Below are 19,126 nucleotides of genomic sequence, written 5' to 3'. Positions count from 1 at the left end.
CGCGGCGTAGGCTCAGGGGGTGAGTGCGTACGTCTCGGCGTTCGAGCTGTTCTCCATCGGAGTAGGCCCCTCGAGCTCCCACACGGTCGGTCCGCTGCGGGCGGCCCGCGATTTCGCGCGCCGCGCCATCGCCCTCGAGACGACCTCGGGCGGCGCTCTCGGCCCGGTGGCTCGCATCACGTGCGTGCTTTACGGCTCGCTCGGCGCCACGGGTATCGGCCACGGCACGCCCGACGCCGTCGTCGCCGGGCTGCAGGGGCACGACCCCGAAACGGTCGATCCCGCGATCGTGCGCCGCGCCTGGACCGACTGGACCGACGGCGACACGCTCCTCGTCGACGGCGCGGTACCCGTGCCGTTCGCCCGGGCCGACATCGAGTTCGCCCCGCGCACGCGCCTGCCCGGCCACCCGAACGCGATGACGCTTCGCGCGCACGACCCGGCGGGCGGGGTGCTTTTCGAAGAGACGTATTACTCGATCGGCGGGGGCTTCATCCGCCGCGAGAGCGACGCCGTGGCATCCGATGCCCGTCCGCGCGCCGTGGATGCCTTTCCCTTCCGCTTCTCGAACGCCGCCGAACTCATCGAGCTGTGCGACGAACACGGGCTGACGATCGCCGAAGTCGCGCGGCGGAACGAAGAGGCGCTGCGCGGTGAAGACGAGATCGCCGCGGGGCTCGATGCGATCTGGGATGCCATGTCGGCGTGCGTCGACGCGGGGCTGCACGCCGGCGGCGTGCTCCCCGGCATGCTCAAGGTCAAGCGGCGGGCCGGGCTCATCCGCGAGCAGCTCGAACAGGCCGAGGCGGGCGGCGGGCGCGAGCTGCCCGGCGAATGGCTCGGCGCGTTCGCGCTCGCCGTCAACGAAGAGAACGCGGCCGGCGGGCGTGTCGTCACGGCGCCCACGAATGGTGCGGCCGGCATCCTGCCCGCCGTCGCGATGTACTGGTGGCGCTTTCTCGCCGACTCGGGCCTCGGCGCCGAGAACGCGGTCACGCCCTACGGTGAGCTCGTCGGGTCGGCGCTCCTCGGGCTGCACCCGAGCCCGCCCGACGCTGCCGGGGCGGCGGCGCTGGGCCCCGAAGCCGTGACGGCGGATGTCGCCGATGCGAACCGGCGCCGTGGCATCCGTCGCTTTCTGCTCACCGCGACCGCGCTCGGCTCGCTCTTCAAGGCGAACGCCTCGATCTCGGGCGCCGAGGGCGGATGCCAAGCCGAGGTCGGGTCGGCGTGCGCGATGGCCGCCGCGGGCCTGACCGCCGTGATGGGCGGCACGAACCGCCAGATCGAGAACGCCGCCGAGATCGCGATGGAACACCACCTCGGCCTCACGTGCGACCCCGTGGGCGGGCTCGTGCAGATCCCGTGCATCGAGCGGAACGCGATCGCGGCCTCGACCGCCGTGACCGCCGCGCGCCTGGCCCTGCGCGGCGACGGCGAGCACTACGTCTCGCTCGACGCCGTGGTCGAGACGATGCGCCAGACCGGCATCGACATGTCGCACAAGTACAAAGAGACGAGCGAAGGCGGCCTCGCCGTCAACGTCATCGAGTGCTGAGGGTGGGGCGGTGGCGTCGCCCGTGCCTGATCATGGCGCCGTGCGCCGAGATGTCGGCGCTCGATGCTCTCACCGCCCGGCGTAGCGACCGCTTGCGCCGACAGAATGCCAGGCAGACAGGCATCCGCGCTCATCCGGGCCAGCCGTGTCGGCGCAGGGCCCTCGCGACGACGGCTACCGCCGTTCCTCCGCGCACCCGCGCACCCGTGAGGCGGATCACCTCCCACCCCTGCGCGGCGAACGCGGCGAACCGGTCGATATCGCGATTCCACTGCGCGCGGCTCGTGCGATGATGGTCGCCCTCGATATCGACGATGATTCCAAAGCGTGCGTACACGCCGTCGGCGATGCCGAGCAGGCGCCCCAACGCATTGCGGATCTCGACGTCGAGTTCGAGCTCGGGCAAGCCTGCGGCCGCGGCATCCAACCTGTATTCGGTCTCGAGACGCGATGCGCTCCCGACGCGGATGCCGGCGAACGCCGCTTCGAGCCCCGCTCGGTGCCGTCGTCCGGGCTCCCGCAAGGCGCGCTCGAGCAGCTGCGGGCTGGCGAGCTGAAGGTGCGGCTGAGCCGCGCCGCGGTCTGAGCGGGGATGCGCACCAGATGATCGCCGATGATGGTCAGCCATCGCGACGACAGCTCGCCGCGGAGAAGCGCCCACGTCGAGGCGGGGCTGGTCCCACGCAGGCCGTCGCGCTCCTCGGTGGAGAACAGGTGGCTTCGCACTTCGCGACCGCGCACGCCGCGCCCTCGCGGGGCGCGATGCGGGTGCGGGGTGATGAGGCACAGATCATCGTCGGGGTCGAACTCGTCAGGCAGCGGCGCGCCCCATATGGCCGCCGCGGTGAGCCCCGCAAGAGCAGAATGAGGGGTGAGGATGCCTCGGGCCGCCGCCGCGCGCAGGCGCACCCGGTCGCGCTTTCGCCGATCGATTGCGAGCGGCCCGTCGTCGAGAAGGGCTCCGGTGGGTAGTAGCCGCGCGCCGCGGAACGGGCGCTCCAGGTCACGGCCGCGCAAGCGGCCCGAGGTGACGCCGTCGGCCATCGCATCGGCGCACGTGAAGGCCGTGCCCAGGTGAGCGGGGAGCGGGCGAGGCCGTTCGAGGCATCCCGTCACTGTGCTCGCTCCGCGGCGCCCTCAGAGCCTCCTACCCCCTATCTGTGGACACCTCCTTGCTCTGCGCACCTGGGGAGGAGGCTGCGTTGCCCGGTTTCGTCGGCGCGTGTTGCGCTTTCGCGGCGCGGTGACAACCACACGCGCCGACAAAACCCGCGTGGTCGACAGATCGCTAGACTCGGGTCACCCGAACCGAGCCGTCAGCAAGGATGCCGATGACCGCCCCCGACCCGTCCGTCGCGCCCGCAGAACCGCCGCCCGCGCCCGCAGCGCGCGAGCGCGAGCTGACTGCGCCCGTCTCGCTGACACTGCCGAACGGGAGGCTGAACCCGGCGGCGGTCGGCTTCGTGCGCTCGCCGCTCGTCGACACCTCGGGCATCGCCGGGCGCCGCGGCTGGGGGCGCAACAAGCGCTGGGAGTACTGGAACGTCATCACCCCCACGCACATCATGGCCCTGACGATCTCGTCGCTCGACTATGCGGCGGTGCACGAGGTGTGGATCTTCGAGCGCGCCACCGAGCGCACGTGGGGGCACGGGGCGACGGTCGTCCCCGCGCGTGACGTGGTGCTGCCCGGCTCGCTCGGCGGCGGCATCGCCATCGCGCACGCGAAAGACCTCGCGATCACGGTCACCCCCGCCGGCGACGGCGAGGTGTGGCGTCTGCACGCGGCGATCCCGGGTGCCTCGTTCGACATCACCGTGACCCGCCCGCCGCAGCACGACTGCCTGGCCGTCGTCGTGCCGTGGTCGGCGCGCCGGTTCCAGTACACGGTGAAAGACGTCGCGCTGCCGGCGACGGGCACCCTCACGACCGACGGGGTGCGGCACGACGTACCGAGCGGATCGTGGGCCGTGCTCGACCACGGCCGCGGGCGCTGGCCCTACGACGTCGCCTGGAACTGGGGCGCCGCGTCGGGCACCCTCGCCGACGGCCGCGGCATCGGCCTGCAGGTCGGCGGCCGCTGGACCGACGGAACCGGCTCGACCGAGAACGGCGTGGTCGTCGCCGGGGTGCTGCACAAGATCTCGACGCCGGTCGAGTGGCGCTACGACCTCGCCGCGCCGCTGCGGCCGTGGCGGGTGACCGGCGGTGGGTTGGATGCCAAGTTCACGCCCTTCTACGACAAACGATCCAAGACCGACCTCGGCGTGTTCGCGTCGCGCACCGACCAGTGCTTCGGCGAGTGGTCGGGCACGTTCGCGTGGACGGGCGCCGACCAGGTGCGCCACGAGGTCGGCTTCGCGGAGCTCGTCGGATTCGCCGAAGACGTGCACAACCGCTGGTGACCGGGCCTACGCTGAGCGCATGTCGTTCCAGGCGTATCTCGACAACGTCGAAGACAAGACGGGGCTGACCCCGCGCGAGTTCATCACGGCTGCCGCCGAGCGCGGTTACGGGCCGGGAACCAAAGCGGGCGAGATCATCGCGTGGCTCGCCGACGACTACGGGCTCGGCCGCGGGCACGCGATGGCGCTCGTGCACGTCATCACGAAGGGCCCGCAGATCGACGCGAAGCACGTCGGCACCGGCACGAGTCACAGCGACGCGTCTGCCACGCTGTGGCTCGACGGCAAGGCATCCGACCCGGCACGAGCGTGAACGCGCGCGCCGTCGAGGTACGCGGCCTGCGCGTGCGCCGCGGCGGCGCCGACGTGTTCGCCGGGTTCGACGTCGACATCGCGCGCGGCACCATCACGGGCCTGCTCGGGCCGTCGGGGTGCGGAAAGACCACGCTGCTGCGCGCGATCGTCGGCGTGCAGCAGACCGCGTCGGGCACCGTGACGGTGCTCGGTGAACCGGCCGGCAGCGCATCGCTGCGCCGCCGCGTCGCCTACGGCACGCAGGGATCGTCGGTGTACGCCGACCTCACCGTGCGGCAGAACCTGCGCTACGTCGCGCGCCTGCTCGGCGCTCCCGGCGGCGACGTCGATCGAGTGATCGTGCAGGTGGGTCTCACCGCGCAGGCCGACCGGCTGGTCGCCTCGCTCTCGGGCGGGCAGCAGAACCGGGTGTCGCTCGCCCTGGCGATGCTCGGCAGCCCCGAACTGCTCGTGCTCGATGAGCCGACCGTGGGGCTCGACCCCCTGTTGCGCGCAGAACTGTGGGATCTCTTCCGCGCGGTGGCCGACGCGGGGGCGACGCTCATCGTCTCGAGCCACGTGATGGACGAGGCGCTGCGGTGCGATCGCCTGTTGCTGCTGCGCGCCGGGCGACTGATCGCCGACACGACGCCTGCGGGGCTGCTCTCGAGCACCGGCACCGCCGATCCCGATGCAGCGTTCCTCGAACTCATCCGACGGGACGGCGGCGCATGAACGCCGGTCGCACCCTGGCGACGGCCGGGCGGGTGCTGCGTCAGCTCGGCCACGACCCCCGCTCGATCGCCCTCATGTTGGTAGCGCCGAGCCTGCTGGTCGGGCTGTTCGCGTGGCTCTTCAGCGAGCAGGCCGGCGTCTTCGACCGCGTCGGCGGGCCGATCCTGGCGCTGTTCCCCTTCGTGGTGATGTTCCTCGTGACCTCGATCACGACACTCCGCGAACGCCGGAGCGGCACGCTCGAACGGCTCATGACCACGCCCCTCGGCAAGGGCGACTTCATCGGCGGATACGCGCTCGCGTTCGGACTCATGGCCGTGCTGCAGGCGGTCATCACGGTGGCTTTCGCCGTGCTCGTGTGCGGTCTCGACGTCGCGGGGCCGGTGTGGCAACTGGGCCTCGTGGCCGTGCTCGACGCACTCCTCGGCACGGCGCTCGGGCTGCTCGCGAGCGCGTTCGCACGCACCGAGTTCCAGGCGGTGCAGTTCATGCCCCTCCTGGTCTTCCCGCAGATCATCCTCGGCGGGCTGTTCATGCCGCGCGACCAGATGCCGGGCGCGCTGCAGGCGGTCAGCGATTGGCTGCCGCTGAGCTACGCGATCGACGCCGTCACCGCGGTGACCGCGGGCGACGACGGATGGACCCTCTGGGGTCCGCTGCTGATCGTCGCGGCGTTCGCCGTCGGCGCGCTCGTGCTCGCATCGCTCACGCTGCACCGCCGCACGCCCTGATCGCCGCACGCCCTGATCGCCGCACGTCCCGAGCGTCCCGACCGCGGAGCGGTCAGCCGACGGCGCGGAGCTTCGCCGTCAGGGTCTGCAGGTCGCTGAGTTCGGCGTCGGACAGCACCGACATGCGCTCGGCGATCGAGCGGGCGTGCGCCGTCGCGACGCGGCGGAACGCCGCGAGTCCCTCGTCGGTCGCGCGCACGATCGCGCCGCGACCGTCGAGCGGATCGGGGCCTTTCTCGATGAGGCGTCGCGCGACCATGCGGTCGACGAGGCGTGACACGCTCGGCTGACTGATGAGCATGTTCGCCGTCACGTCACGCAGTCGCGCCGCGTGGTCGTCGCCTCGGGTGACGGTCAGCAGCACGTCGTACTCGGCCTGCGTCAGGTCGTCGTCGCTGAAGTCGCCGCTGATCTCGTGCAGAACCTCGTGCTGCGCGCGGAACAGGCTCTCCCACGCGGCGACGGCGAGGCGTCGGTCTGTCATGGCCTCAACATTAGTGCGGCTTTCATGCGGCGACGGTGATGCACCGCACCGCGCCACGTGTGGGAAGGTGGGCGCATGAATCGCATGCGCGCGATCGCGATGGCTGTGGTCGCGGGGGCGCTGGGCGCGCTGATGCTGGCGGGTTTTTTTGCGGCACAGGCATCCACGGCGCCGTCTACCTCGGACGAGCCGGTCGCCGCCGCCGCGCGAGAGCCCGCGGCGGTCGCCGCGGTGCCGTCCGGGCTCGACGACTTCAGGTTCGACTCGTTCGATGCCGATTACACCCTCACCCGCGCCGACGACGGCACGAGCCGGCTGCGCGTGGTCGAGACGATCGTGGCGGTCTTTCCCGAGACCGACCAGAATCATGGCATCCGCCGGGCGATGCCCGACACCTTCAAAGACCAGCCCCTGCGTGCGCACCTCGAGTCGATCACCGACGAGAACGGCACCCCGCGGCCATCCGAGATCGAAGACGTCGACGGAGAGTTCTCGGTGGTCTCTCGCGCCGACGGGTATGTGCACGGGCGGCAGACCTACGTCATCACCTACACGCTGCAGAACGTCACGTTCGACTATCCCGACTCGGGCCTGGAGTTCTTCTGGGATGTCAACGGCGTCGGCTGGGCGCAGCCGTTCGGCTCCGTGACCGCGCGCCTGCACCTCGACCCCGAACTGGCGGGGGCGCTCACCGGTCGGAGGGCGTGCTTCCAGGGGTATCAGGGCGCGACGGATGCTTGCGGTCAGATCGCGCGCGCCGACGAGGGCTCAGGCGGTGCGGTGATCACGGCGACGGCCCAGTCTCTCGCGCCGTACCAGACCCTGACGATGGCGGTCGGATTCGCGCCGGGCACGTTCGCGGCGTTCGACGGTTCGTACTTCGCGTCGCCGTTCGGGTGGCTGCAGGTGCTCGCCGGGCTGGGCGTGGTCGGCGGCGCGGTGCTGGCGGTGCGGGCACGGCGCCGGCCGCTCGCCGATGAGCCCGGGCGCCCGACGATCATCGCCGAGTACGACCCGCCCGCGGCGGTCGACGCGCTCGAGAGCGCCGTGCTGCTCGGGCGCAAGAACAAGGCGATCCCCGCCGAGGTGCTCGAGCAGTCGGTGGTCGGGTCGATCCGCATTCTCGAGAGCGAGGGCGGGTGGTTCTCGAGGCCCAAGCTCACCGCCGAGCTGGTCGACCCGGCACGGGCCGACGGCGACGGACGCATGCTGCTCGACGGGCTCTTTCCGACCGGACAGCCGGGCGAGCAATACACCTTCGGCCGGCAAGACTCGCGGTTCTCGTCGGCGGCGCAGGGGATCCTCGCGGCCGCAGACCGCGAGCTCACCACGCGCGGGTTGCGCCGCACGGTGCCGCGCGGCACGCGGCTGTGGCCCGTGCTGCTGACGGCGCTCTCCGCGGTACTCGTCTTCGTCTTTGGCTCGGCGGCGGTCGATCGGGGCGTGCACGGGTTCGGGCCGCTCGCGCTGATCGTGGCATCCGCGATCTTGGTCGTCACGGTGCTGCGTCTGGTGTCGCGCCGGCCGCTGAGCGCGCTCGGCGCCGACACGCGCGACCATCTGCGCGGGCTCGAAGAGTTCATCGGCTGGGCCGAGGCCGACCGCATCCGCATGCTGCAGTCGCCGTCGGGTGCCGAGCGGGTGCCGGTCGACGTGAACGACCCGCGCCAGAAGCTCGACCTGTACGAGAAGCTGCTTCCGTTCGCCGTCGTGTTTGGGCAAGAGAAGGAATGGTCGCGCCAGCTCGCGGTGCTCTACACCACCGTTGGGGCGAGCGGACCGTACTGGTTCGCGGGCACCGGGGGCTTCGATGCGTCGTCGTTCTCGGCGGGCATCGGCTCGCTGTCGTCGGCCGCCTCGTCATCGTCGTCGACGGGCGGCACGGGTGGGGGCGGCTCGGCCGGCGGTGGTGGCGGTGGCGGAGGTGGCGGCGGCGTCTGACGGGTGGATGCCTCGCGGCGTGGCCCGTCCGTATCTGTGGGCCACCTCGGGCGTGCGCCTCGCGCGCTCAGGCGCCGGCGAGCCCTGCGCCGGGTTCGAGGATCTCGCGAAGCGTCGCGAGGTCGATCGCCGTGTCGCCGTCGTCATCGTGTTCGGTGAGCGTGAAGGCGAGCCCGTGCTCGGTGAGGAAGGCGATCGTCTTCTCGAGGCGCGGTACCGCGGTGATGTGCTCGCGCCCGAACAGTGCGGCGGTGTACAGCGGCTCGCCGGCGAGGATGGCGCGCCGCAGCTCGGGGGTGGAGCGATCCGTGATGCGGTAGAGCGCCTGCAGCGGCGCGCTCGGCAGATCGGGCGCGCCGTCGAGGGTGAGGGAGATCGAGAGGTCGCTCATGCGTTCAGTTCACCACAGACCGGGCGGAGACGAAGTGAGGGCCGGTCGGAGAGGCTTCCGACCGGCCCTTGTCCCTTTGCACCAAGAGTGTCCTGCAATCACATGTCGGTAGCTGCCACAGCAAAACAACTACCGTGCGAGCACTCTATAACGGACAGGTAACGGCCCACAAGGCTTTTCCGTTACCTTTTCGTGATTCTTGGCTTGTCCGATCTCACGAAAAGTGTCGGAGTCTCACGAAGGCTGTCGGAGAGTCTCACGAAAGTGTCGGAGTCTCACTAGACGTGTCGGAAGAGCGGCGTGTCGACCAGCCTCGTTGGGTGCCGGACATAGTCTGCCCGTGAGCAGATCCCCAGTCGGGGCATCTTTGTCAGGGCTCAGGACATAGGCCAGTACCGCTCCCCAGGAGAGAGGCTGACTGCCGAATAGGAAGTATCCGTCGATGTCGATTGGATCCCTATGGACCTGACTCAGCAGTGGCCTGTTCCTCTCACCACTGAAGCGAACCGGACGCGAGCTCGCGTTGAGTACCGTCTCGATGGCGTGCAACTAGAGCTTGACGCCGTCGACTGCGACAGCGTGCCCTTCGAACGAGGCGATCCCGTTCGGAACTTTCCCAGTTGGCGGCTCAAGCGGCATTACGACGGCTACCACTGGATGGGAGCGCTTGGCGCGTCTGTCGGATTCGAGTCGCTGACGGAGCGGGGCTGCCTCATCGAATTGGACCGCACCCCGGGCGTGGTTGCGATCGCCAGCCAGCCCATGTGGATCCGATGGACCACGCCCGACGGCCCGCGCGAGCACTGCCCGGACTACTTCGTGCGTCTGGACGACGGGCACGCCGTGCTGATGGACGTCAAGCCGGCGACTCAGATCAAGGACGACGTCAGAAGACAGTTCGACATGACAGCGGTGTTCGCCGCTGAGCGCGGCTGGCGGTATGTCGTCTATGACGCGGAATCGGTAGTCCGCGAGGCCAACCTCCGATTCCTGGGCCCGTTCCGAGACTGGGCGAGCAGCGAAGAACTGCCAATGCTCCCAGAAGATGGGCTGCCCCTGGCTGAGGTAGCTGCGCTGCTCGGCGTCGGATCCGAGGGCTTCGCACACTGCTACGCGCACCTCTGGTCAGGAGCGCTCGAGGCAGATCTCGATCAAGCCCTCAACATCAGAACGATCGTGTGGCAAAGGAGCGTGTGATGCGCGTTGTAGTTGGCGGGTCGCTCACGTGGCGTCAACGCAAGTTCTCGGTCTTGTTCATTGAGAAGGATTCGGCGATGCTCCGAGATGAGGACGGAAGTGAGGTCCAAGTCGCTCTCGACGAGCTTCGACATGATGCAACACCGGTGCCTAGCGACACTTCAGGTCTGCTGAACCTTTCTCTGCAGGTGCAGGACATCACGCCGGACATGGATCCGTGGCTGCAATCGTGCATACGCATCGAGGCGACCCGAGAAGAGATCGGGGTCGGGAAGGCTGTTGAAACGGAGCGCGAGTGGCTGGAGGTGCGCCTAAGTAGAACTGTCTCCACGCGCGCCGTGGAGCGTCGGCTTAAAGCGTTCCGAGAGCAGGGGACGACCACTGCAGGCAAAGGCTCCCCACGCAAAAGCACCTGGGATCCACGCCTCGTCGAGGCGATCAACCACGTACTCGGAGGCAAGAGCCGCGCCTCGACTGTGAGCCGAACGACAGCGATCGAACAAATCACGAGGCGCGTCGAACGTCTCCACGGCGATGCGGTGAAGCTGCCGAGCCGAGCGACGTTCTTCCGACTTCTCGAAGCAGACGAGCACGGGCAATTCACCTTCGGTTCCGCCAAGACTCGCGAGTCGCTTGCGCTTCAACCGGACGGCACATTCGGCACTCGCACCGCACTGCGTCCTGGCGAACTGGTCGAGATGGACTCTACGCGGATCGATGTCATGTTGCGGATCGATGAGGAAACCGTCGGCCGGCCCGAACTGACGATTCTCCTCGACGTCGCAACTCGCTCGATTCTCGCCGCGATGCTGCGCCCTGAGGGCACGAAGAGCGTCGATCTGGTGGCTGTCCTTGCACGGGCCTTGGTGCCCTATGGCCGGCGTATGGAAGGGGTTCGCGAGACCCGACAGCTGATCTCGACGGCATGGGCTGACGATCAACTGATCGATCAGGAGCGATTTGCGCGATTGCGTCTCGCCCAGCCGTATGTGTTTCCCGACACGATCACCACCGACCGCGGACGAAACTACTTGTCGCGGCATTTCCGCGCTGCGTGCGAAACCTTGAGTATCTCGCTGATCACCTCGGCGCCGCACACACCAACGGACAAACCGCACGTAGAGCGAGCGTTCGGGGCAATCAACTCAATGCTGCTGCAACATGTGAAGGGATATGTCGGCCGCAGCGTCGAACATCGCGGTCGCGACACCGACACGGAATCCGACGAACTACTGACGATCGCACAGGCCCAGGAGCTCCTAGAGGACTGGATCGCGGTCGAGTGGCAGAATCGTCCGCACGACGGACTGCGCGACCCGTTGCATCCGCGTATCAAGTTGTCCCCGAACGAGATGTGTCGCGCGTTCCGTGCGTACGTGCCCGAACTCCACGTACCGCTGACGCGGGACGACTACATCGCGCTGCTACCTGTCGACTACCGAGTTCTGAACCGCTACGGCGTGCGCATCGATAATCGCATCTACAACTCCGAGCGGCTCAAAGGCCTGTGGAGGCGCAAGTCTCCCGACAATGCGCGGAACGGCCGATGGCCGATCCGCGTAGACCCCTACAATCTGCACGTCGTCTGGCTCGAGCGGGACGGCGAGTTCATCCCTCTGAGATGGTCCAATCAGGTCCATGAACTCCCGATGCTGGGTGACGTCTGGCGGTACGCCCGCACGTCACGCTCCGGTGATGTCGCGGATCTCGATGCTGAACGTCGCGAGCTTGCGATGGCGATCAAGGCGTTCGCCGGTCAAGGGAATCCGGCCCCTCGAAACAAGGGTCAGAAGCGAAGCGGGCGAGAGCGCGCTCGAATGGCAGCGATCGCTGACGATCCGATGAACTTCACCAGTCTGAAGAGCATCGAGGACGAGAAACGACCTGCTGACGATGACAATTCGTCCATCGAGACCACCTCTACTGAGGAATGGCCTAACACCGGTGGCTTCCCTCTCATCGGAGACAGGCTCGACGAGGTGCGGCGGAGGATCGACGAATGATCGAGATCGCGACGAAGGAAGGCTGGCGTGAGCACGTTGACACCGCGTATGAGCGCCCGGCACCGGTCACATCCGCGGAGCTTCGGGCCATGAGCTTCGGGGACCGCGCGTTGTACAACCAGGGACGGGCTCAATACTCGCAGGCGGGCGCATTCGTGCGGACACCGCAGTTCGAAGCCTTCCAGCGAGCGGTTCGGGATCGCGTCATGCTCAACGCCTACCGACGAGTTGGGAAGCTAGGCCTGATCCTCTCGGGGGAGCCAGGCCAGGGCAAGACTACTTCGCTAGTCGAGATCGGTAGAGCACACGAACGCAGGCGGCGAGACACCGGCCACCCGGCAGCGGGACCAGGCATGCTCCCAGTCGTGTATGTCGCGGTACCGGCCCAGTGCTCCGCCAAAGCTCTGATGCATGAGTTCGCCCGGTTCCTCGGTCTCCCAGTTCTCGGCAGGATGACCTACGGGGACCTGCTGGAAGCGGTCTCGAACGCCCTGCGCAGATGCTCCACCGAACTCGTCTTGGTCGACGACGTGCATCACCTTGATCTGAAGTACCGGCAGAACGTCGAGGCATCAGACATGCTCAAGCAGCTTTCCGAGCGATGTGGAGGCACGTTCGTCTACGCCGGAATCGCAGTTGAGGGGACCGGGCTTCTCGACGGCTCCCGTGGTGGGCAGATCGGGAAGCGATGCGAAGTGCACGTGGCCTCACCATTTCCTTTGATCTCGACGGCGGAGAAGGCTCGCTGGGGTGATCTGCTCCTCGCTATGGAGAGCTCGCTGAGTCTGACAGAGCAACGGCTGGGATCGATTCTGTCCGCGGCGCCGACACTTCACGCGCTGACGGGCGGCGAGATCGGACTGCTAAAGGACCTCTTGCAGTTCGCTGCCCTGAGCGCGATGGACGACGGAACCGAGAAGCTCGATTTGGCCGCATTCGAACGCGACCTTGCCCGTCGTCAGACGGCCGCAACGCTCCACACAGGCAAGCCGCGACGATCGCGATCGCCTGTGAGTGCGGCATGACCTCGCGTCCCGGGCTTCCAATTTCCGTTCGCCTGTATCCGGGGGAAACGGCGGCGAGCTACTGGGCGCGGCTTTGCGCCGCAAATGCAATCGGCGAAAAGGACCTCTGGCTGGCGTTGCGACGCGAGGATCGAACCCTCCCCATCCGGGTGACACCGAGAAGCGCTCTCCGGAAGATCGAGGTTTTGGGTGGGCTTCCGGATGGTGCATTGCTCCGCGAATCCGGCGGTCGCGCCTGTGGACATGGTGGAGCCACGCGACAAGTCGAATGCCCGAGTTGTCGCATGATTCCGGTAGCTGTCGCTCTCTGCAGACGGTGCGCGGGAGGCGATCAGATCACGGTCGCGCGTATGCACGGCCCGGTCTGCGTGCGCCACCGGAGGTGGCACGGAAACGGCCGAGATACTCCCCTGTCGGGGAGGCACAAGCACCTGCTCGCGCAACGTCTGCTGAATGGAACTCTCGCTCTTCGTGGTGTGCCGTATCGGTCCCCCGAAGTCGATGCGGCCGCGGAGTTGACGCAACTGCGAAGCCTCGAAGGTGGGTGCGCAACTGACCCTTTGGGTGACGAGATCCTTCAGTTTCCGTGGCGGATCGCGCTCACGGCTCGTCTTACCGATGATCGTCTCGCGAACGTTCTGATGTCGCCTGGTCTTGGTGGATACGCACTGGCAATGCTGTTCGATCGTGTAGTCACCGCGCACTCTGTAGGGCGTCGGGCCGTGGAAGACGTCTTCGACGGCCTGAGAATCCAGGGGCGGGAACTCTGGATCGGCAAATCCGCGGTCACTATGCAAGGCGGCTGCGTACTCACGCCCGCTGCCATGCGCATGCTTCCGAGGGTCAAGGCGATCAGGGCGCATCTTGCTGAACCACCGCGTGGAACTGACGTCCAGGTAGCCATGCGAACTCTTCCCTGTCGTGTGATTCCGCTGCCCGGGGAGACACCTGCAGGCTTCCTAGCGAGGTTGGCCGTCGCCAACTCGCTCGATCTCATCGCGCTCACCCATTACTTGGAGCGGACGGTTGGTGCCAACAGCTCGAGGTCGACCAACGCGCGATTCACATCTGCGACTGAGGCAATCGGTGCGCTGCATCCCGGACACTTCGCCGAGCAGCGGGCACGATTCCTTCTGTTTCGACGCTGCCACCACGTGGGATGGATGCTTCGACGCTGCGGCACGTGCGACATTGTCGATCGCGCTCGCTCCGCCTGCTCGGTATGCAGCGATCGGAGCCCCACAGAAGTGTTTAGCAGGGGAGGAGGGTTTTGCGTTCGCCATCGTCGATGGCACTTCCTCGGTGAAGACGAATTCTTGCCCAGTGCGTCTGCGTGCCATCGCGCCGAGCAAGCGATGTCGGGAATCCTTTGGAGACGCGGGGTGACGATGCACACGGGCGAATATGGCCTCGCGGTGCGTTTGATCCTCGACAGTTGGCAAGAGCAAACTGACGCGCGGTGGTTCAGAACCTCGCGCTTGTATCCGCCGACAGTCGACCTGCTCGTGACGCTGACGCACCCGGACGTCGCGCTCAGCTTAACTGCACTCGCCGAGAGCGAATCCCAGCAGGTCGAGGGGCTAATCGGACTCGTCGTGGGCACTGGAGGCGGAAGCCGAACGGCGGAACTGGAAGCGACCGCGGCCACCGTCGTGGCGGTTCACCGCGCCGCAATGTACAGCGCAGTCCGAATGCCGAAATCGAGCGGAGCGACGGTATCGAAGGCACGATTCGAAAAGGGGATCGCTGAGGCGTCCTACCGTGAGAAGGCGGTGCTCCTGCGACACGTCACGCGCTCCGGTCGACGAGCGGACGTCGTAGAGCGTGCTGTCCGGGCGGCACCTGCATCTCGGGTGGTATCGCGGCGCATCGTTCCGGGCTGGGCGGACAACGCACCGTGGGTCAGGCAGGGGACGGGACGGTGCTCAGCGACTTCGAAGATCGGGGGCGTCATCCGGGACCAGGTCGGTCAAGGCGATGCCGAGCACCTGGGCGAGAGCCAGGAGAGTTCGCAACGTCGGGTTAGCCGGGTGGCCGGGGCGTGATTCGCCCTTCTCGTACTTCTGATATGTGTACCGGGTCAGCCCGGCGCGGTAGGCCACGTCTTCCTGGCTCAGATTGGTTTTGTGGCGAGCAGTGCGAAGGGAAGTGGCGAAGCGCTGCGCGAACGCAGCCCAATCTGCTTCCAAGTCGTCGTTCCGCTGGCGCACCTTCCAAGCGTCTAGATCCCGGTGCTCTTGTTTGGCCTAATCGGTATGGCATAATTTGGGAGGCCATACGAAACAATCATCATCCTCGTCGGATTGCTCCGCTACTCCCTGCACGTGTGCTGCCCATCCCGGTGACTGGCGGTCGCGCCGCGGGATCGGCCCGTGCATGCGACCGCGAAATGTGATGGTGTGCGTCATGTGTGAGGCGTTCCCGATCTGGTGGCAGGACATCACGAGTCCGCCGCCTACTGAATGGGTGTACATGTTCGAAGAGTTCACCGGCGATGACACCGCGGAGGAATGGGCACTGGCTGCCGCCATCTTCATCGCGCAGACTCGGCGCCGCACGCGCGTCGGTCCGACCTTCGCCGAACTCTTCACCCATCTGCTGCCCGACACCGGTGGATTGCCGGGTCCTTTCCCAAGACTCGAGTTCATGGAGCGCCGACGGGCGGTCACGGGATTTCGGGGTCACGCCGCCATCGAGTGGCGCCGTCGAGGAATGATTAGCTTCGACAGGGCCGTGATGCGCAGTCTGCGCGTGGGGCGCGCGTTCCGTGAGCATTCTCGACTGCGGCAACAGTCCCGAGCCGCGATCGCCGTTTGCAGCGGTCAACACTCGGCAGCGGCCCCCGCTTCGAAACTGGGGGATGGCAAACGAGGGGTAGAGGGCGCGTAGTCTCCGGTGGGCGTGGCGACAGCGCCGCCTCCGACTCAACCGGCAGGTTAATCGAAGAGAACTCCTATCAAGAAGGAGACACCATGACCGAGCGCACTCCACCAGAGATTCAGCGAATCATCGCTCGCATCGAGCCCGGCTGGCCGGAGAACATCGACGTGGGCCCTGGCTGGTACCCGCTTCTCGGCCGACTGGACGCGCGGCTAACAGCGATCGCTCCGGGCTACGTCGTTCAGCAGATCAAGTCGAAGTTCGGAGCACTCAGCTTCTACGCCCGAGCAACCGAAGACGTGTACGACTACAACGAAGAGTTCAGCCAGGCCATTCTGGCAGCCGAGTGGGAGAGCACGACGACCTGCGAGGAGTGCGGGGCTCCGGCCAGGACTTACACAATCCGGATGTGGGTGTGGGCGCTTTGTGAACCTCACGCTTGCGCTAAGGCCGACCTGCCGGCTGAATAAGGATCACCGCACTCGGCAGGGGATTACGGTGCGAGGTGCTCGTCGAGGAACTGGCCAACGCGCACGACGTGGGCGAGCGTGATTCCTACAAACTTGTCGGGGCGGACCACGAGCGAGGCGACTTCCGTCATGGCTGTCAGTCGGCGCTCGGCATCGCCGGGAGCGCGGTCGTCCGCCCACACGACCGCGTCTGGATTCGTCTGCCGGATGTGCGAGATCAGGCTCGTCGTCCGCCATCCCGGCTTAGGCCAGTTCTGCCACGGCACGTACGGGCCGACAAGCTTGCCGCGCAGCGGCCCGCGGATCAACCAGCTGACCTGATCGCGCGACCAGGTAGTCAACCATGCGACCTGCACGCCGGGTCGCTGCGCGAGATCATCGAGCGCGTTCACCAGGTCATCATCGACGGCCATCCAGGAACGCCACCCGGGGTCGTCTTGGTGTCGTGAGTATTCATCCTCGCGGTACACCCGGGAGATTGTGCCGTCCACGTCGAGCGTCAACAGTGCGCTCCGAGCGCCAGGGCCACTAGTCAAGATGCGCCTCCTCTCAATCTGTGTTGCACCGAGCCCTGGAGAGTTTGGGCCGAGGGTGCGCGGGCGGCGCGGCTAGTTGTGCGTGTAAGTACCGCCGCCTTAACTTACACAGGCCATCGACGCCGGGGCCGAAGCAAACTTGGACGGCGACGACGGGTAGTCACGAAAGTATTGACGGTCAGGCCGTAACCGAACCGATCCAACCGAGCTAGTAGGCATGCTCGAGCAGTTCTCGGTGCTTGAGTATCAGCCCTTGCTGTCATCGGCGCATCTGTCCCGGACCAGAGCTTGGTCTAACGATGGTTGGTCGCTCTAAGCTATTCGGACCATAGTCGCGGGAAGCCCCGCCACTCCCTTTTCCTCGCGGTGATCGGGCAGCTGGCCGGGGCGGCGTGGTTTGCATTGACCCCGGGCGACGCGCTGGCCATCGCCCCGCATGTCTCTTTCGATTTTCGCAATTTTGCTGTTACGATTCATGCATGGCTGGAACGATGGGGGCGCGAATTCGTGCTGCGCGGGAAGCGTCAGGAATGCTCGCGGCGGATCTCGCCGAACGTGTCGGATTGTCGGCGTCGGCGTACTCGTTGATCGAGAACGACAAACGCAATGTCAAAGCCAACGAAGCGACCCGGATCGCGCGGGCTCTGGGCATCTCGGTATTGTCGCTCCTAGAGGACGAGGCGTCGCCGTCCCTCGCGGCCGCAGCGCGCTCCGTCACGACGATGCACGCGGCTGACAGTGCCCTATTGGCGCGTGTGAACCAGATTCAGGATTTGCGACTGGCGCTTCCGCCCGACAGGCGGCATCGGCACGCGTCATGGGAGAACGTCCCCGAGGTCGACGGGCTGAACGAGGTTGCCGCTGCGCGTGCACTCGCGGACTGGGTGCGTGCGAGCATCCACGACCATGAAAAGGGAGCTGGCCGCTTCGTCGGACTCGCGGAAGAGCTCGGCGTGCACTTCGGGATTGACGTGATCGTGGAGTCGTACCCGGGGGACGTCATTGGCGCAGCCTTGCTGAACCGGTCGTATCCCACGATCGTGGTGAATTCGACACAGCAGCGGCAACGTTCTTTGTTCACTCTGGCTCATGAGCTCGGTCATCTGCTGGCGGGGGAGGACGGCGGGATCACCGTCGACGGGAAAGTGTCCTCGTCGAGTCCGGAAGAGCGGCGGGCGAACATGTTCGCCGCGGAGTTCCTTTTGCACCGCGACGATGTCGCTCGGATCGTGAAGGAATCAACGAGGCAGATCGCGCCAGCGCTGGCACGGATGATGGATGAGCTGGACGGGTCCTACTTGTCCTGTGTGTACCGGCTGCACAACCTCGGGTACATCAACGCGGCCGGGCGGGACGCGCTGATCGATTTGCGGCGTGCGCGGTTCATAGAATCGGTGGAGGACGAGGGGCTGAAGGTCGTGTTGCAGTCCCGCAGTGACGAGTTGTCGGAACGTTGTGTGTTGCCCACGCAGCTGTTGGGAACGTTGAAGCGTGCGTATCGTGACGGTCTGGTGAGTGCGGCGCCGATTGCGGGGCTGGTCGGCATGTCCATCGAGGACGTGATCTTGATGCTGACCCCGACGGAGCCGGCGCCCGAGGTGCCGGTCGTGTTCGGTGAGTTCGATCCCGTCGACGTCGTGGACGACGCGTTCTCCACGGGTTTCCCCGGCTGAGCTGGCGCAAGCGATGCCGCTGATCCTGTTCGATACGGTCACGCTCGAGCATTTCGCTGCGACCGGGCGTTTGGACTTGCTAGAGGAAACCTACTCAGGTTTCGACGAGCCCCGGTGGGTGGAGCAGGTACGCGAGGAGGTCCGAGCCGGCGCCGGAATGTCGAAGAGCCAGGCGCTGTGTCAACCGGTTTTGGACTTGGCATGGCTGGGAGAACCCGTCGAGGGACCCCTGAAAGAAACCCTGCGGCTGAAGATTCTCCTTGGTGGCACGGACGATGATGACGAGCACCTCGGGGAAGCGGAGTCGATCGCGGTGGCGGCCGAAGCCGGCGCCGTCTTCGTCACCGACGATGCCGGTGCGTTCGACTTCGCTCGCCACAACGGGATGCTCGGCCCAGCGAACGTCAAGGACGCGTGCGTAGTGCTCTGGGAGGCATGCTCCCTCGGACTCATCACCGACGAAGAGATCACCCAGTTCCATGTGGACGTGTTCGACGCGCAACGCACCATGCGCTGTAGGTGCTCGCGCTGGCCCGGCGGGGACTCGCTCGACGAGCGCATTCGTCGCCTCAACCGCGGTCGCTCTTTTTGACCGGGCAGCGGTCCTGGCGGAGACTCCGCGCCACGGGGTGCTGAACCCTTCTCACGGGACCTGACAAGTTCCGGTCTAGTTGGCAACTGTGACTCGCTGGGAGCGTGTCAAATGGTGTGTGTAAGGGGCCGGGTCTCCTTACGAAAGGAAACACACTGTTGGCTATCGATAGGGCGTCGCGTGAAGAGCGACGTAAGGCTCAGGCGGAGGG

18 protein-coding genes are annotated in these 19,126 nt (G+C 66.7%); 13 read left to right on the top strand and 5 right to left on the bottom strand.

The genetic code is table 11. The features are described 5' to 3' along the window. Positions 1-19: 19 nt before the first annotated feature. The gene (locus G3N18_RS08230; protein ID WP_196383815.1) at positions 20-1,558 is read left to right on the top strand and encodes an L-serine ammonia-lyase, iron-sulfur-dependent, subunit alpha; all 1,539 of its coding nucleotides are present in this window, start codon (positions 20-22) and stop codon (positions 1,556-1,558) included. Between the two features lie 130 nt (positions 1,559-1,688). Here the strand turns inward: G3N18_RS08230 and G3N18_RS08225 are convergent, their stop codons facing one another. After that, positions 1,689-1,985, bottom strand: a complete 297-nt coding sequence (locus tag G3N18_RS08225; protein ID WP_196383814.1) for a PDDEXK family nuclease — start codon at positions 1,983-1,985, stop codon at positions 1,689-1,691. Positions 1,986-2,889: 904 nt separating this feature from the next. On the opposite strand from G3N18_RS08225, the gene G3N18_RS08220 reads away from it, so the two are divergent. Genes G3N18_RS08220 through G3N18_RS08205 form a run of 4 tightly spaced genes read left to right on the top strand, consistent with a single transcriptional unit; the run spans position 2,890 to position 5,723 of the window. Continuing rightward, the gene (locus G3N18_RS08220; protein ID WP_196383813.1) at positions 2,890-3,963 is read left to right on the top strand and encodes a DUF2804 domain-containing protein; all 1,074 of its coding nucleotides are present in this window, start codon (positions 2,890-2,892) and stop codon (positions 3,961-3,963) included. 19 nt (positions 3,964-3,982) lie between these two features. Beyond that, positions 3,983-4,276, top strand: a complete 294-nt coding sequence (locus G3N18_RS08215; RefSeq protein ID WP_196383812.1) for a DUF4287 domain-containing protein — start codon at positions 3,983-3,985, stop codon at positions 4,274-4,276. Beyond that, positions 4,273-4,992 carry an ATP-binding cassette domain-containing protein gene (locus G3N18_RS08210; RefSeq protein WP_196383811.1) on the top strand — a complete coding sequence of 240 codons (720 nt, stop codon included), beginning with the start codon at positions 4,273-4,275 and terminating at the stop codon, positions 4,990-4,992. Before G3N18_RS08215 ends, G3N18_RS08210 begins: the two co-directional genes overlap by 4 nt. Further along, a complete protein-coding gene (locus G3N18_RS08205; RefSeq protein ID WP_196383810.1) occupies positions 4,989-5,723 on the top strand; it encodes an ABC transporter permease in 735 nt (244 codons plus the stop codon). Before G3N18_RS08210 ends, G3N18_RS08205 begins: the two co-directional genes overlap by 4 nt. Positions 5,724-5,775: 52 nt before the next feature. Here the strand turns inward: G3N18_RS08205 and G3N18_RS08200 are convergent, their stop codons facing one another. After that, on the bottom strand, positions 5,776-6,207 hold the full coding sequence (locus G3N18_RS08200; RefSeq protein ID WP_196383809.1) for a MarR family winged helix-turn-helix transcriptional regulator: 432 nt from the start codon (positions 6,205-6,207) through the stop codon (positions 5,776-5,778). 75 nt (positions 6,208-6,282) lie between these two features. On the opposite strand from G3N18_RS08200, the gene G3N18_RS08195 reads away from it, so the two are divergent. Further along, entirely contained in the window at positions 6,283-8,148 is a 1,866-nt protein-coding gene (locus G3N18_RS08195; protein ID WP_196383808.1) for a DUF2207 domain-containing protein, read from the top strand. A 67-nt stretch (positions 8,149-8,215) separates the two neighbouring features. On the opposite strand, the gene G3N18_RS08190 is transcribed toward G3N18_RS08195, so the two are convergent. Then, the gene (locus G3N18_RS08190; protein ID WP_196383807.1) at positions 8,216-8,539 is read right to left on the bottom strand and encodes a hypothetical protein; all 324 of its coding nucleotides are present in this window, start codon (positions 8,537-8,539) and stop codon (positions 8,216-8,218) included. Positions 8,540-8,998: 459 nt separating this feature from the next. On the opposite strand from G3N18_RS08190, the gene G3N18_RS08185 reads away from it, so the two are divergent. From G3N18_RS08185 to G3N18_RS08175, 3 genes are read left to right on the top strand one after another with little or no spacing between them, the layout of a single operon-like run. Further along, on the top strand, positions 8,999-9,736 hold the full coding sequence (locus tag G3N18_RS08185; RefSeq protein ID WP_141387956.1) for a TnsA-like heteromeric transposase endonuclease subunit: 738 nt from the start codon (positions 8,999-9,001) through the stop codon (positions 9,734-9,736). Then, positions 9,736-11,739 carry a Mu transposase C-terminal domain-containing protein gene (locus G3N18_RS08180; RefSeq protein ID WP_206693079.1) on the top strand — a complete coding sequence of 668 codons (2,004 nt, stop codon included), beginning with the start codon at positions 9,736-9,738 and terminating at the stop codon, positions 11,737-11,739. Before G3N18_RS08185 ends, G3N18_RS08180 begins: the two co-directional genes overlap by 1 nt. After that, positions 11,736-12,764, top strand: coding sequence for an AAA family ATPase (locus G3N18_RS08175; protein ID WP_196383805.1), 1,029 nt, complete (start codon positions 11,736-11,738; stop codon positions 12,762-12,764). Before G3N18_RS08180 ends, G3N18_RS08175 begins: the two co-directional genes overlap by 4 nt. A gap of 1,925 nt (positions 12,765-14,689) precedes the next feature. Here the strand turns inward: G3N18_RS08175 and G3N18_RS08170 are convergent. Next, complete coding sequence (locus G3N18_RS08170; RefSeq protein WP_229779041.1) at positions 14,690-14,974, bottom strand: helix-turn-helix domain-containing protein; 285 nt, start codon at positions 14,972-14,974, stop codon at positions 14,690-14,692. A gap of 262 nt (positions 14,975-15,236) precedes the next feature. On the opposite strand from G3N18_RS08170, the gene G3N18_RS08165 reads away from it, so the two are divergent. Together G3N18_RS08165 and G3N18_RS08160 are read left to right on the top strand one after the other, a co-directional pair. After that, positions 15,237-15,653, top strand: a complete 417-nt coding sequence (locus G3N18_RS08165; protein WP_141388344.1) for a hypothetical protein — start codon at positions 15,237-15,239, stop codon at positions 15,651-15,653. Positions 15,654-15,736: 83 nt separating this feature from the next. Continuing rightward, the gene (locus G3N18_RS08160) at positions 15,737-16,114 is read left to right on the top strand and encodes a hypothetical protein (protein WP_196383804.1); all 378 of its coding nucleotides are present in this window, start codon (positions 15,737-15,739) and stop codon (positions 16,112-16,114) included. Positions 16,115-16,137: 23 nt separating this feature from the next. Here G3N18_RS08160 and G3N18_RS08155 read toward each other — a convergent pair whose 3' ends face one another. Continuing rightward, positions 16,138-16,605 carry a hypothetical protein gene (locus G3N18_RS08155; RefSeq protein WP_189052692.1) on the bottom strand — a complete coding sequence of 156 codons (468 nt, stop codon included), beginning with the start codon at positions 16,603-16,605 and terminating at the stop codon, positions 16,138-16,140. 524 nt (positions 16,606-17,129) lie between these two features. Here G3N18_RS08155 and G3N18_RS08150 point away from each other — a divergent pair. Both G3N18_RS08150 and G3N18_RS08145 read left to right on the top strand, forming a co-directional pair. Beyond that, positions 17,130-18,323, top strand: coding sequence for a helix-turn-helix domain-containing protein (locus G3N18_RS08150; RefSeq protein WP_141388350.1), 1,194 nt, complete (start codon positions 17,130-17,132; stop codon positions 18,321-18,323). Positions 18,324-18,336: 13 nt separating this feature from the next. After that, positions 18,337-18,915 (top strand): PIN domain-containing protein, encoded by a 579-nt coding sequence (locus G3N18_RS08145; protein ID WP_141388352.1) that lies wholly within the window; start codon positions 18,337-18,339, stop codon positions 18,913-18,915. The last annotated feature ends 211 nt before the right edge of the window (positions 18,916-19,126 follow it).

The organism is Microbacterium paulum, from assembly GCF_015707995.1.
In the GTDB taxonomy this organism is placed as follows: Bacteria; Actinomycetota; Actinomycetes; order Actinomycetales; family Microbacteriaceae; genus Microbacterium; species Microbacterium paulum.
This window is presented reverse-complemented; position numbering and strand designations above follow the sequence as displayed.

Coding starts and splice junctions, on each gene's coding strand:
- G3N18_RS08200 (WP_196383809.1), bottom strand. CDS start 6,207: ATGACAGACCGACGCCTCGCCGTCGCCGCGTGGGAGAGCCTGTTCCGC.
- G3N18_RS08180 (WP_206693079.1), top strand. CDS start 9,736: ATGCGCGTTGTAGTTGGCGGGTCGCTCACGTGGCGTCAACGCAAGTTC.
- G3N18_RS08185 (WP_141387956.1), top strand. CDS start 8,999: ATGGACCTGACTCAGCAGTGGCCTGTTCCTCTCACCACTGAAGCGAAC.
- G3N18_RS08195 (WP_196383808.1), top strand. CDS start 6,283: ATGAATCGCATGCGCGCGATCGCGATGGCTGTGGTCGCGGGGGCGCTG.
- G3N18_RS08145 (WP_141388352.1), top strand. CDS start 18,337: ATGCCGCTGATCCTGTTCGATACGGTCACGCTCGAGCATTTCGCTGCG.
- G3N18_RS08165 (WP_141388344.1), top strand. CDS start 15,237: ATGTTCGAAGAGTTCACCGGCGATGACACCGCGGAGGAATGGGCACTG.
- G3N18_RS08215 (WP_196383812.1), top strand. CDS start 3,983: ATGTCGTTCCAGGCGTATCTCGACAACGTCGAAGACAAGACGGGGCTG.
- G3N18_RS08160 (WP_196383804.1), top strand. CDS start 15,737: ATGACCGAGCGCACTCCACCAGAGATTCAGCGAATCATCGCTCGCATC.
- G3N18_RS08150 (WP_141388350.1), top strand. CDS start 17,130: ATGGCTGGAACGATGGGGGCGCGAATTCGTGCTGCGCGGGAAGCGTCA.
- G3N18_RS08205 (WP_196383810.1), top strand. CDS start 4,989: ATGAACGCCGGTCGCACCCTGGCGACGGCCGGGCGGGTGCTGCGTCAG.
- G3N18_RS08220 (WP_196383813.1), top strand. CDS start 2,890: ATGACCGCCCCCGACCCGTCCGTCGCGCCCGCAGAACCGCCGCCCGCG.
- G3N18_RS08190 (WP_196383807.1), bottom strand. CDS start 8,539: ATGAGCGACCTCTCGATCTCCCTCACCCTCGACGGCGCGCCCGATCTG.
- G3N18_RS08175 (WP_196383805.1), top strand. CDS start 11,736: ATGATCGAGATCGCGACGAAGGAAGGCTGGCGTGAGCACGTTGACACC.